This window comes from Paraburkholderia terrae, assembly GCF_002902925.1.
GTDB classification, from domain to species: domain Bacteria; phylum Pseudomonadota; class Gammaproteobacteria; order Burkholderiales; family Burkholderiaceae; genus Paraburkholderia; species Paraburkholderia terrae.
Window position 1 is genome coordinate 2,395,413 of the sequence record NZ_CP026111.1, and the last position, 13,475, is coordinate 2,408,887.

Sequence of the window (13,475 nt, forward strand, 5' to 3'; positions counted from 1 at the left end):
TTTAGTTCCAGATATTCAACGGCGACATGATCCAGAAGCCGACCACCACGACCCAGATCACGGTGACAGGCAGGAACACCTTCCAGCCCAGACGCATGATCTGGTCATAGCGGTAACGCGGGAACGTCGCGCGCACCCAGATGAATACCGACAGCAGGAAGAAGACTTTCAGGACCAGCCAGAAAATGCCGGGGATGAACGACAGGAATTCGAACGGTGCGCTCCAGCCGCCCAGGAACATGACCGAGGCCAACGCCGAGATCACGATCATGTTGATGTACTCGGCGAGGAAGAACAGCGCGAACGCCATGCCCGAGTAATCGATCATGTGGCCGGCAACGATTTCCGACTCACCTTCCACCACGTCGAACGGGTGGCGGTTCGTTTCGGCGATGCCCGACACGAAGTACACGACGAAAGCCGGCAGCAGCGGCAGCCAGTTCCACGACAGGAACGTGACGCCGTGGCTGGCGAAGATGCCGCGCATCTGCGAGCCGACGATGTCCGACAGGTTCAGCGAGCCCGCCGTCATCAGCACGACGACAAGCGCGAAGCCCATCGAGATTTCATACGACACCATCTGCGCCGCCGCGCGCATCGCGCCGAGGAAGGCGTACTTCGAGTTCGACGCCCAGCCGGCCAGAATCACACCGTACACGCCGATCGACGAAATCGCGATGGCGTACAGCAGACCGGCGTTGATGTCGCCGAGCACGGCGCCTGCCTGGAACGGAATCACCGCCCACACCGCGAACGCAGGGACCACCACCATCACCGGGGCGATCAGGTAGATCCAGCGGCTAGCCTGGGTCGGCTGAATGACTTCCTTGAGCAGCAGCTTCAGCACGTCGGCGATCGGTTGCAGCAGACCGGCGGGGCCGACACGGTTCGGCCCGAGACGCACGTGCATCCAGCCGATCAGCTTACGTTCCCACAGGATCAGGTAAGCCACGCACAGCAGGATCGCGACGGCCACCACCAGGATGCGCACCAGCGCCCACACCGTGGGCCATGCCACGCCGAGAATCTCGGTGCCGCCCGCGTTGATCGATTCGAACAAGGTCATTTACGCCTTCTCCACCACCAGTTCACCGAACAGGCTGCCCAGCGCTGCACCGGCAGGCGTAGCCGCCGACACGCGGACGACCGTCTCCGCAAGATTCGCATCACGCACGGCGGGTATCTGCACCGAGCGATCGCCCTGACGAACGCGCACGGCGTCGCCTTCCTTCAAACCCAGCTTGTCGAACAGCGCGGCGGGCAGACCCACCGAGTTGGCGGCACGCGCGGCTGCCGTCAGATGCAGCGACTCCGCACGGCGCACGAGCTGATCGGCGTGGTAGATCGGCACGTCAGCGATGCGCTCGAACGTGCCTTCCGCGGCCTTCGCGCCATTGCTGCGCGCGACGCTTGCCGACGTCTTGTTCGACAGGCGCGGCGTGAGGTCGCCATCGCCCAGTGCCACGGTGCGCACCTGCTCCGCTGTATCGTAGTCGAAGCCCGACGCGCCGAGCAGGTTGCCCAGCACGCGCAGCACCTTCCATGCGGGACGCGCATCGCCGAGCGGACGCACGACGCCGTTGAACATCTGCACCGTGCCTTCTGCGTTGACGAAGGTGCCGGCCGTCTCCGTGTACGGCGCGATCGGCAGCAGGACGTCTGCGTATTCTGCGCCCGTCTGGAACGGCGACATCACGACGACCATTTCCGCCTGGTTCAGCGCGGCAAGCGCCTGCGCCGGGTTGGCCGTATCGAATTCCGGTTCGAGGTTCAGCAGCACGTAACCCTTGCGCGGCTGTTCGAAGACTTCGCGAGCATTCAGGCCACCCTCGCCCGGCAATGCGCCGACGAGATGCGCACCGACCGTGTTCGCCGCTTCCGTCAGGAAGCCGAGCGTAGCGCCCGTCGATTCGGCGATCCATTGAGCCGCTGCGTGGATACGCGCGAACTCAGGATGCTGAACCGCGCCGTTACCGAGCAGCACGACGCGCGTTTCACCGGCGCCGAGTGCAGCGGCCGTCTTCTTTGCCGCATCCGTTGCCGTCGCGCCTGCGAAGGCTTCCGGCAGCGCCACGCCCTTCGCTTCCGACACGGCAGCAGCGATGCCTGCCAGTTCGTTCAGCCACGCCGACGGCGCAGCAGCGATGCGTGCAGCTTGCGGGATCAGCGCGTCGTCGCGCGTCGCTTGCAGCAGCGTGATCTTTGCACCGCCCTTCGCGGCCTGGCGCAGACGTGCTGCGAACAGCGGATGGTCGCGGCGCAGCGACGAGCCGATTACGAGCGCGCTGTCGAGCATCGACAGGTTGGCGATCGACGTACCGAGCCACGGGGTGCCATTCGCGGCGGCCGAGAAATCCGTCTGACGCAGACGGAAATCGACGTTCGGCGTACCAACGGCTTGCGCAACCTGCTTGAGCAGGAACAGTTCTTCGACCGTGCTGTGCGCGCTGCCGAGTGCGGCAATCGCGTTCGCGCCATGGTCAGCCGAGATGCCCTTTAGACCCTTGACGACGTATTCGAGCGCCGTCTGCCAGTCCGTTTCGATCCACTGACCGTTTTGCTTGAGCATCGGACGCGTCAGACGTTCCGGGCTGTTCAGGCCTTCGTACGAGAAACGGTCCTTGTCCGAAATCCAGCATTCGTTGATGGCTTCGTTTTCGAACGGCAGAACGCGCATCACGCGGTTGTTCTTCACTTGCACCACGAGGTTCGCGCCGACGGAATCGTGCGGGCTCACCGACTTGCGGCGCGACAGTTCCCACGTACGGGCGCTGTAGCGGAACGGCTTGCTGGTCAGCGCGCCGACCGGGCACAGGTCGATCATGTTGCCCGACAGTTCGGAGTCGACCGTCTTGCCGACGAACGACGTGATTTCCGAATGCTCGCCGCGGCCCAGCATGCCGAGTTCCATCACGCCGGCGACTTCTTCGCCGAAACGGACGCAACGCGTGCAGTGAATGCAGCGCGACATTTCTTCCATCGAGATCAGCGGGCCGACGTTCTTGTGGAACACGACGCGCTTCTCTTCGCTATAACGCGACGACGACTTGCCGTAACCGACGGCCAGATCCTGCAGCTGACATTCGCCGCCCTGGTCGCAGATCGGGCAATCGAGCGGATGGTTGATCAGCAGGAATTCCATCACGGATTGCTGACCCTTCACCGCCTTTTCCGACTTCGTGCGCACGATCATGCCCGCCGACACCGGCGTTGCGCATGCAGGCACGGCCTTCGGCATCTTCTCGACATCGACGAGACACATCCGGCAGTTGGCCGCAATCGACAGTTTCTTGTGATAGCAGAAGTGAGGAATGTAGGTATCGACCTTATGCGCAGCCTGAATAATCATGCTGCCTTCGGCCACCTCTACTTTCTTGCCGTCTATTTCAAGTTCAACCATGATGGTCAATCTTCCTTAACCTGTTACCGCTCAATCGTTCGCCCGCTCGCCGCTACACAGCGGCGGCACCCGCGTTTGACTCTGGCTCACGTCGGCCTTGTATCGGCCTCGCATTGACCTCTTAAGCGGCGACCGTTTCCGTGGCCGCCGCCGCGCCGGCATGACCGCCGACGACGCAACGCTTGTTGGCGACGTGATACTCGAATTCGTCCCAGTAGTGCTTGAGCATGCCCCGCACCGGCATCGCTGCCGCATCACCGAGCGCGCAGATCGTGCGGCCCATGATGTTCTCGGCGACCGAGTTCAGCAGATCCAGATCTTCCTTGCGGCCCAGACCGTGCTCGATACGATGCACGACGCGATACAGCCAGCCCGTGCCTTCACGGCACGGCGTACACTGACCGCACGACTCTTCGTAATAGAAGTACGACAGGCGCAGCAGCGAGCGCACCATGCAGCGCGTCTCGTCCATCACGATGACGGCGCCCGAACCCAGCATCGAACCCTGCTTCGCGATCGAGTCGTAGTCCATGTCGGTTTGCATCATCAGGTCGCCCGGAATCACGGGTGCCGACGAACCGCCAGGAATCACGGCCTTGATCTTCTTGCCGCCGCGCATGCCGCCCGCGAGGTCCAGCAGCGTCGCGAACGGCGTGCCGAGCGGGACTTCGTAGTTGCCCGGACGCTCGACGTCGCCCGACACCGAGAAAATCTTCGTGCCGCCGTTGTTCGGCTTGCCCATCTCGAGGTAGTTCTGCGGGCCGACGGCCAGCAGGAACGGCACGGCTGCGAAGGTTTCCGTGTTGTTGATCGTGGTCGGCTTGCCGTACACGCCGAAGCTCGCCGGGAACGGCGGCTTGAAGCGCGGCTGGCCCTTCTTGCCTTCCAGCGATTCGAGCAGCGCGGTTTCTTCGCCGCAGATGTACGCGCCATAACCGTGGTGCGCGTGCAGCTGGAACGAGAAGCCCGAGCCCATGATGTTGTCGCCGAGGAAGCCCGCTGCGCGCGCTTCCTCCAGCGCCTCTTCGAAGCGTCGATAGGTTTCGAAGATTTCGCCGTGAATGTAGTTGTAGCCGACCGAGATGTTCATCGCGTACGCGCCGATGATCATGCCTTCGATCAGCGAGTGCGGATTCCAGCGCAGGATGTCGCGGTCTTTGAACGTGCCCGGCTCGCCTTCGTCCGAATTGCAGACGAGGTACTTCTGCCCCGGGAACTGACGGGGCATGAAGCTCCACTTCAGGCCGGTCGGGAAGCCCGCACCGCCACGGCCACGCAGACCCGAAGCCTTGACGTCGGCGATCACCTGCTCGGGCGGAATCTTTTCTTCGAGGATACGGCGCAGCTGCTTGTAGCCGCCGCGCTCGACGTAGTCCTGAAGATGCCAGTTGTCGCCGTTCAGACCGGCGAGAATCAGCGGCTTGATGTGACGATCGTGTAAAGACGTCATTTCGAAAGTTCCTCGAGGAGCTGGTCGATCTTCTCGCGGCTCATGAAGCTGCACATACGATGGTTGTTCACGAGCAGCACAGGCGCATCACCGCACGAACCCATGCATTCGCCCTCTTTGAGGGTGAATTTGCCGTCCGCGGTGGTTTCGCCGAAGTCGATACCGAGCTTCTGCTTCAGATATTCGGCGGCGCTGTCCGAACCGCCATCGGGACCGAGCTGGCACGGCAGGTTCGTGCAGAGCGTGATCTTGTATTTGCCGACGGGCGATGTCTCATACATCGTGTAGAAGGTCGCAACCTCCTGCACGGCGACGGCCGGCATGCCGAGATAGTCCGCGACGAACTGCATGAGTTCGGGCGACAGCCAGCCAAGCTCTTCCTGGCCGACCGCCAACGCCGACATCACGGCGGACTGTTTCTGATCGGCGGGATACTTGGCGATCGCGCGATCGATTTCTTTCAGGCCTTCAGCTGAGATCATTTTCAGACACGACTCTTTCAATTCCTACCGAACGAAAACCTGTCGCGCACTGCGTGTTGCGACAGACCCGGCGTTCCTTTGCTTGACGCGCGCTCCGCTTCTCATGCTTTATCGGCTACGTGAGCGCGTGCCTTGATGAAAACCGCTTGCGACGACCGCGTTAGCGATCGACTTCACCGAACACGATGTCCTGTGTGCCGATGATCGTCACGGCGTCCGCGATCATGTGGCCGCGCGCCATTTCGTCGAGCGCGGACAGATGCGCATAACCCGGCGCGCGAATCTTGAGGCGGTACGGCTTGTTCGCGCCGTCCGACACCAGATAGATGCCGAACTCGCCCTTCGGATGCTCGACAGCGGCATACGCTTCGCCTTCAGGCACATGGAAGCCTTCCGTGAAGAGCTTGAAGTGGTGAATCAGCTCTTCCATGTTCGACTTCATGCCCACACGCGACGGCGGCGCGATCTTGTGATTGTCGGTCATCACAGGACCAGGATTCTTACGCAGCCATTCAATACACTGTTTCGCGATCCGCGTGGATTGACGCATTTCTTCGACGCGCACCAGATAGCGGTCGTAGCAGTCGCCATTCACGCCGACGGGAATGTCGAAATCCATCTGGTCGTACACTTCGTACGGCTGCTTCTTGCGCAAATCCCACTCGATGCCCGAACCGCGCAGCATCGCGCCCGTCATGCCCAGTTGCAGCGCGCGCTCCGGGCTCACGACGCCGATGCCGACCAGACGCTGCTTCCAGATGCGGTTGTCGGTGAGCAGCGTTTCGTACTCGTCGACGCACTTCGGGAAGCGATTGAAGAAGTCTTCGATGAAGTCGAGCAGCGAGCCCTGACGGGTCTCGTTCATCTTCGACAAGGCCTTCGCATTGCGGATCTTCGATGCCTTGTATTGCGGCATCGCGTCCGGCAGATCGCGATACACACCACCCGGACGATAGTACGCCGCGTGCATCCGTGCGCCGGACACCGCTTCATACACGTCCATCAGGTCTTCGCGCTCGCGGAAGGCGTAGAGGAACACGGCCATCGCACCGACGTCGAGCGCGTGCGCACCGATCCACATCAGGTGGTTCAGCACGCGCGTGACTTCGTCGAACAGCACGCGGATGTATTTCGCACGGATGGGCACATCGATGCCGAGCAGCTTTTCGATGGCCAACACGTAGCCGTGCTCGTTGACCATCATCGACACATAGTCGAGGCGGTCCATGTACGGCACGGACTGAATGAAAGTCTTGGTTTCCGCGAGCTTTTCAGTCGCGCGATGCAGCAGGCCGATGTGCGGATCGGCGCGCTGGATCACTTCGCCGTCGAGTTCGAGCACGAGGCGCAGCACGCCGTGCGCTGCCGGGTGCTGCGGGCCGAAGTTGAGCGTGTAGTTCTTGATCTCTGCCATGGCGTTCTCTTAGTGTTTCAGGCCGCCATAGCGATCCTCGCGGATCACGCGCGGCGTGATTTCCCGAGGCTCGATCGTCACCGGCTGATAGACGACGCGCTTCTCTTCCGGGTCGTAACGCATTTCGACGTAACCGGAGACAGGGAAATCCTTGCGGAACGGGTGACCGATGAAACCGTAGTCGGTCAGGATGCGGCGCAGGTCCGGATGGCCTTCGAAGACGATGCCGTACAGGTCGAACGCTTCGCGCTCGTACCAGTTGGCCGAACTCCAGATGTCGACGACCGACGCGACGAGCGGCACTTCGTCGTCCGGCGCGAACACACGCACGCGCAGGCGCCAGTTGTTCGACACGGACAGCAGATGCAGGACGGCGGCAAAACGCGGACCTTCGTAAGCGCCTTCACCGTAGGTTTGATAGTCGATACCGCAGAGGTCGATCAACTGCTCGAAACGCAGCGTCGCGTCGTCGCGCAGACGCTTCGCCACTTCGAGGTAATCGCCTGCCTTCACGACGATGGTCAGCTCACCGATCGATTCGGTGATGCTCGTCAGGCGGCCGCCAAAGGCCGCCTCGAGGTTCGCTTTGAGAGTCTCGAGTTTGCTTGCCATATTGTGGGGAGGCTTGGGCTTTTATTGACGGGCGATGGTGTTGGTCCGGCGGATCTTCGCCTGCAACTGGATCACGCCGTACACCAGCGCTTCAGCTGTGGGCGGACAGCCCGGCACATACACATCGACAGGCACGATACGGTCACAGCCACGCACCACCGAGTACGAATAGTGATAGTAGCCGCCGCCGTTCGCGCACGAACCCATCGAGATCACCCAACGCGGCTCGGCCATCTGGTCGTACACCTTGCGCAGCGCAGGCGCCATCTTGTTGCACAGCGTGCCGGCGACGATCATCACGTCCGACTGACGCGGACTCGGACGAAACACCACGCCGAAACGGTCAAGGTCATAACGGGCAGCGCCCGCATGCATCATCTCGACCGCGCAACACGCGAGACCGAACGTCATCGGCCACAGCGAACCGGTACGCGTCCAGTTGATCAGCTTGTCAGCCGTGGTGGTGACAAACCCTTCCTTCAAGACCCCTTCGATACTCATTTGTTTTCCACTCCAGACAGGCGGCGAGCCATCGCCACCTACACATACCGGCGATTAACCCGTCATTCCCAGTCGAGACCGCCTTTCTTCCAGATATAGGCGAAGCCCAACAGGAATTCGAGCAGAAAAATCATCATCGAGATGAAGCCGGGCCAGCCGATATCGCGCAGGGCCACGCCCCACGGGAACAGGAATGCCGTTTCAAGGTCGAAGATGATGAAGAGAATGGCGACCAGGTAGTAGCGCACATCGAACTTCATGCGCGCATCTTCGAATGCCTCGAAGCCGCACTCGTACGGTGCGTTCTTTTCGGTGTCCGGTCGATTCGGACCGAGGATCTTGCCAATACTGACCAGTGCTACGCCTAAACCGGTGCCCACGAGGAGAAACAACAAGACGGGGAAATAGGCTGCGAGGTTCAAAGTATCCTCAATCGGTTGGTTCTGAGTGACGTCAGGAGACGTTGACTACGCTGAACAACCCCTGACGCGAAACACTTCGGGATGCTTGATGTTGAAAGCCCACAGCAAACACCACCTCAGAAGTGAAAATGCCAGCCGAAGCTGAAGCAAGCGGCTGGCATTAGATAACATTGGTGCCGACGGCGAGACTCGAACTCGCACAGCTTTCGCCACTACCCCCTCAAGATAGCGTGTCTACCAATTTCACCACGTCGGCACTGTCTGCAATCCGGGAAAACAACTTGTAAAACCCGCGAATCGCTTCAAGACTTGAATTGTAACCCGGCCAAACAGTTTGTTCAACGCACAAACGTGTTTTTCCCGAAAATTTATTTCGGCACGTCTTGGCCTGGCGCAGAAGCTGCAGACGCAGCAATTGCAGCCGATGCATTAGCCGGTGCCGAAGCGCCAGGAGCAACCGATGCAGCAACAGGTGCCGTTGCCGGCATGCCGCCCAGTACGCCCGCCGAAGGCTTCGAGTGATAAGCGCCGAGGTACGTCAGTGTCAACGTGGTGACGAAGAACACAGCTGCCAGTATCGCAGTGGTACGTGACAGAAAATTAGCAGAGCCTGTCGCGCCGAAGAGACTGCCCGATGCACCGCTACCAAAAGCGGCGCCCATATCGGCACCTTTGCCGTGCTGCAGAAGCACGAGGCCGATGACGCCAAGCGCCGACAGCAACTGCACGACAATGATCAACGTTTTCAAATACAGCATCACACTCACCTGAGTCTTTATTTAACCGCACAGCACGACATGCTGCACGCAATGGGTCATCCTCGCCCGGGCACTCTGCCTTGATGCTCAGCGCGCGGCCGTTGCCGCAACAGCTGCCGTGCAGATTGCCAGGAAATCCTTGTCCTTCAACGACGCGCCACCAATCAGGCCGCCATCGATATCCGGCTGGCTGAACAGGTCTTCCGCGTTCTCCGGCTTCACGCTGCCGCCATACAGCAACCGCACGTCAGCGGCATCGCCGCCCTTTGCGACGAGACGCGCGCGCAGGAACGCGTGAACGTCCTGCGCCTGCTGCGCCGTCGCGCTCTTGCCAGTGCCAATTGCCCACACAGGCTCATACGCGACCACGAGGCGAGCCGCTTCTTCCACCGACAGCTTCACGAGCACTGCATCCAGTTGCTCACCAACGATCTGCTCGGTCTTGCCACCCTCGCGCTCTTCAAGCGTTTCGCCGACACAGACGATCGGCGTCAAACCTGCTTCGAGCGCACGCTGCGTCTTCACAGCGACGATCTCGGGGCTTTCGCGATGATACGCACGACGCTCCGAATGCCCGACGATCGCGTACGACGCGCCAAACTCGGCAGCCATTTCAGCCGCGACCTCGCCGGTAAACGCGCCTTGCGTATGCGCGGAGATATCCTGCACACCCCACGCAACGCGGCCGCTTTCGAGCAGCGTTTGCGCCTGCGCCAGATACGGGCACGGCACGCACACGCCGACTCGCACATCGTCCGGAAGATCTTCGGCGCCGCGCGATACCGCCTGCAGCAGCACGCGGTTATCAGCCAGCCGGCCGTGCATCTTCCAGTTACCGACTACCAGTTTTGCTCGTTGATTCGCCATCGTCTCGCTCGTTTTATCGTGGTACGGGTGAAGAACGCGTCCGCTTCGTCGGCGCTCGGTACCCGCTCCGCATGCAAAAACCATGCAGAACGCGCAAAACACGCGATTTTACTGTGTGCTGACAGACTGGGTCAAACTCAATTAAACGACCGCTGTCAAGCACCCGCGCCCCAATTCAGCACGATCTTGCCGACGTGCGTGCTGCTCTCCATCAGCTCGTGCGCCTGCGCAGCCTCGGCAGCGGGGAACACCTTGAAGATCACCGGCTTGATCGTGCCGTCTTCGAGATGCGGCCATACGCGCTCTTTCAGTTGCGCCGCGATCTTCGCTTTGAACTCGATGGGCCGCGGACGCAGCGTCGACCCAGTAACCGTGAGCCGGCGACGCAGAATGTCGTTCAGATTCACTTCCGCCTTCGCCCCACCCAGCAGCGCGATGATGCAGAGACGGCCGCCGTCGGCGAGCGCCTTCAGTTCACGCGGCACGTAGCTGCCCGCCACCATGTCGAGGATCACGTCGACGCCACGGTCGTTCGTGAGCGACTTGATCACCTCGACGAAATCTTCCGTCTTGTAGTTGATCGCCCGCTCGGCGCCGATTTCCTCGCATGCGCGGCACTTCTCGTCGGTGCCGGCCGTCGCGAACACGCGAAAGCCGAGCGCATGCGCAATCTGGATTGCCGTCACGCCAATGCCACTCGAGCCGCCCTGCACGAGAAACGTTTCGTTCTCGCCGCCCTCGCCTCTGCCGAGCATCGCACGGTCAAAAACATTGCTCCAGACCGTGAAAAACGTCTCGGGCAACGCAGCTGCTTCGATATCGGAGAAGCCCTTCGGGACGGGCAGGCATTGCAGCAGCGGCACGGTGGCATATTCCGCATACCCGCCGCCCGCCATCAGCGCGCACACGCGATCGCCGATCTTCAGACCGAACGGATTGCGCTTCTCGTCGATGTTTCCGCCGACGATTTCGCCCGCCACTTCCAGCCCTGGCAGGTCAGATGCGCCCGGCGGCGGTGCATAGCCGCCCTTGCGCTGGAACACGTCCGGGCGATTCACGCCCGACGCGGACACCTTGATCAGCACTTCACCCGCTTTCGGTTCGGGCATCGGCCGCTCGGCGAGCTTCAAGACTTCCGGCGCACCGAATTCGGTGATTTCGATTGCGTTCATCGTCGTCTCTCCCAGGTCTGGATTGCGCTGCAAACCGGCCGTGCAAACCCGTTCGCACTGCAATCCACCCTACATGAAAAACGGCCGGCGCGCAGTTGCGCTACCGGCCGTTCCTGCTTTCACCGCGTTACTGCTGCGGCGTCGGCTCCGTTTGTGCTGCTTCGTTCAGGAGCGCCTTCGCCGACAGACGCACACGACCCTTCTCGTCCGTCTGGATGACCTTGACCTTCACTTGCTGGCCTTCCTTCAGGTAGTCGTTGATGTCCTTGATACGCTCGTTGGCGATTTCGGAGATGTGCAGCAGACCATCCTTGCCCGGCAGCAGGTTGACGATCGCGCCGAAGTCCAGCAGCTTGAGAATCGTGCCTTCGTAGATCTGGCCGACTTCGACTTCCGCCGTGATGTTCTCGATGCGCTTCTTCGCTTCGGCCATGCCTTCGCTGCTCGTGCTCGCGATCGTGACGACGCCGTCATCCGAAATGTCGATCGTCGTGCCCGTTTCTTCCGTCAGCGCGCGGATCACCGAACCGCCCTTGCCGATCACGTCGCGGATCTTTTCCGGATTGATCTTGATGGTGATCATGCGCGGCGCGTAGTCGGACAGTTCCGTGTTCGCACCCGAGACAGCCGAGGTCATCTTGCTGAGGATATGCATGCGGCCTTCCTTCGCTTGCGCGAGCGCGACCTGCATGATTTCCTTCGTGATGCCCTGGATCTTGATGTCCATCTGCAGTGCCGTCACGCCAGCTTCCGTGCCCGCCACCTTGAAGTCCATGTCGCCGAGGTGATCTTCGTCGCCGAGGATGTCGGTCAGCACGGCGAACTTGTTGCCTTCGAGAATCAGGCCCATTGCGATGCCGGCGACGTGCGCCTTCATCGGCACGCCGGCGTCCATCAGCGCGAGGCAGCCGCCGCACACCGAAGCCATCGACGACGAACCGTTCGATTCCGTGATTTCCGACACGACACGGATCGAGTAGCCGAATTCTTCTGCGCTCGGCAGGCACGCAACCAGCGCGCGCTTCGCGAGACGGCCGTGGCCGATTTCGCGGCGCTTCGGCGAGCCGACGCGGCCCGTTTCGCCCGTCGCGAACGGCGGCATGTTGTAGTGGAGCATGAAGCGCTCGCGGTATTCGCCTTCGAGCGCGTCGATGATCTGCTCATCGCCCTTCGTGCCGAGCGTCGCAACGACCAGCGCCTGCGTTTCGCCACGCGTGAAGAGTGCCGAACCGTGGGTGCGCGGCAGGACGCCCGTGCGGATTTCGATCGGACGAACCGTGCGCGTGTCGCGGCCATCGATACGCGGCTCGCCGTTCAGGATCTGCGAACGGACGATCTTCGCTTCGATGTCGAACAGCACGTTGCCGACGGATGCCTTGTCGGCTGCCACCGTGCCCGCTGCCGCTGCTTCTTCTTCGAGTTTGGCTTGCGTGGCTGCGTAGACTTGCTTCAGCTTCGTCGAACGAGCCTGCTTGTCGCGCGTCTGATACGCCGACAGCAGTTCGTTGCCTGCGATTTCATTGACACGCGAGATCAGTGCTTCGTTCTTCGGCGCCGCTTGCCAGTCCCACTCGGGCTTGCCGCCTTCACGGACCAGTTCATGGATCGCGTCGATAGCCGTTTGCATCTGCTCGTGACCGAACACGACAGCGCCCAGCATCACGTCTTCCGGCAGTTGATCCGCTTCGGATTCGACCATCAGCACCGCGCGCTCCGTACCGGCGACGACGAGGTCCAGACTCGATTCCTTGACTTGCGAGCGGGTCGGGTTCAGCACGTACTCGTTGTTGATGTACGCGACGCGCGCAGCACCGACGGGACCGTTGAACGGCAGGCCCGACACAGCGAGTGCAGCCGATGCGCCGATCAGCGCGGGGATGTCAGCGGGGACTTCCGGGTTGATCGACATCACGTGGATGACGACCTGCACTTCGTTGTAGAAGCCTTCCGGGAAGAGCGGACGCAGCGGACGGTCGATCAGACGCGAAATCAGCGTTTCGCCTTCCGACGGACGGCCTTCGCGACGGAAGAAGCCGCCGGGGATCTTGCCTGCGGAATAGGTTTTTTCGATGTAATCGACGGTCAGCGGGAAGAAGTCCTGACCCGGCTTTGCCGTCTTCGCGCCGACGACGGTCGCGAGCACGACGGTGTCTTCGATGTCGACCAGCACGGCACCGCCCGCCTGGCGGGCGATTTCACCCGTTTCCATGCGGACCGTATGCTGGCCCCACTTGAATTCTTTGACGACCTTGTTAAACAGAGACATTTGTCCTCCTTGATCTTTTGGTCATGCCGCGCAAAACCGCGCGCGGCACCGTCAGGACCGAACCTTTCGGGTAGAGGAGTGTTATGCCATTCCAGAGAATCACGTGGATGCAACTGTTTGCACGCGAACCG

12 protein-coding genes and 1 tRNA gene are annotated in these 13,475 nt (G+C 61.4%); all 13 read right to left on the reverse strand.

Annotation, left to right across the window (positions count from 1 at the left end; translation table 11 throughout):
* Nucleotide 1: 1 nt before the first annotated feature.
* Nucleotides 2-1,066, reverse strand: a complete 1,065-nt coding sequence (gene nuoH, locus C2L65_RS10565; RefSeq protein ID WP_042314715.1) for an NADH-quinone oxidoreductase subunit NuoH — start codon at nt 1,064-1,066, stop codon at nt 2-4.
* The gene (gene nuoG, locus C2L65_RS10570; protein ID WP_042314716.1) at nt 1,067-3,400 is read right to left on the reverse strand and encodes an NADH-quinone oxidoreductase subunit NuoG; all 2,334 of its coding nucleotides are present in this window, start codon (nt 3,398-3,400) and stop codon (nt 1,067-1,069) included.
* Between the two features lie 121 nt (nt 3,401-3,521).
* A complete protein-coding gene (nuoF, locus tag C2L65_RS10575; protein WP_042314717.1) occupies nt 3,522-4,850 on the reverse strand; it encodes an NADH-quinone oxidoreductase subunit NuoF in 1,329 nt (442 codons plus the stop codon).
* The gene (gene nuoE, locus C2L65_RS10580) at nt 4,847-5,332 is read right to left on the reverse strand and encodes an NADH-quinone oxidoreductase subunit NuoE (protein WP_036003823.1); all 486 of its coding nucleotides are present in this window, start codon (nt 5,330-5,332) and stop codon (nt 4,847-4,849) included. Before nuoE ends, nuoF begins: the two co-directional genes overlap by 4 nt.
* 160 nt (nt 5,333-5,492) lie before the next feature.
* Nucleotides 5,493-6,746: an NADH-quinone oxidoreductase subunit D gene (locus C2L65_RS10585; protein WP_042314718.1), complete on the reverse strand. Its 1,254-nt coding sequence runs from the start codon at nt 6,744-6,746 to the stop codon at nt 5,493-5,495.
* Nucleotides 6,747-6,755: 9 nt separating this feature from the next.
* Complete coding sequence (locus C2L65_RS10590) at nt 6,756-7,358, reverse strand: NADH-quinone oxidoreductase subunit C (RefSeq protein WP_042314719.1); 603 nt, start codon at nt 7,356-7,358, stop codon at nt 6,756-6,758.
* A gap of 21 nt (nt 7,359-7,379) precedes the next feature.
* On the reverse strand, nt 7,380-7,859 hold the full coding sequence (locus C2L65_RS10595; protein ID WP_006052903.1) for a NuoB/complex I 20 kDa subunit family protein: 480 nt from the start codon (nt 7,857-7,859) through the stop codon (nt 7,380-7,382).
* Between the two features lie 62 nt (nt 7,860-7,921).
* The gene (locus C2L65_RS10600; protein WP_007588164.1) at nt 7,922-8,281 is read right to left on the reverse strand and encodes an NADH-quinone oxidoreductase subunit A; all 360 of its coding nucleotides are present in this window, start codon (nt 8,279-8,281) and stop codon (nt 7,922-7,924) included.
* A 171-nt stretch (nt 8,282-8,452) separates the two neighbouring features.
* Nucleotides 8,453-8,537, reverse strand: a tRNA-Leu gene (locus tag C2L65_RS10605).
* Nucleotides 8,538-8,649: 112 nt separating this feature from the next.
* Nucleotides 8,650-9,039 carry a preprotein translocase subunit SecG gene (secG, locus tag C2L65_RS10610; RefSeq protein ID WP_042314720.1) on the reverse strand — a complete coding sequence of 130 codons (390 nt, stop codon included), beginning with the start codon at nt 9,037-9,039 and terminating at the stop codon, nt 8,650-8,652.
* An 87-nt stretch (nt 9,040-9,126) separates the two neighbouring features.
* Complete coding sequence (gene tpiA, locus C2L65_RS10615) at nt 9,127-9,906, reverse strand: triose-phosphate isomerase (RefSeq protein WP_042314721.1); 780 nt, start codon at nt 9,904-9,906, stop codon at nt 9,127-9,129.
* A 155-nt stretch (nt 9,907-10,061) separates the two neighbouring features.
* Complete coding sequence (locus tag C2L65_RS10620; protein WP_042314722.1) at nt 10,062-11,078, reverse strand: NAD(P)H-quinone oxidoreductase; 1,017 nt, start codon at nt 11,076-11,078, stop codon at nt 10,062-10,064.
* Between the two features lie 127 nt (nt 11,079-11,205).
* Nucleotides 11,206-13,344: a polyribonucleotide nucleotidyltransferase gene (pnp, locus tag C2L65_RS10625; RefSeq protein ID WP_042314723.1), complete on the reverse strand. Its 2,139-nt coding sequence runs from the start codon at nt 13,342-13,344 to the stop codon at nt 11,206-11,208.
* Nucleotides 13,345-13,475: the final 131 nt, after the last annotated feature.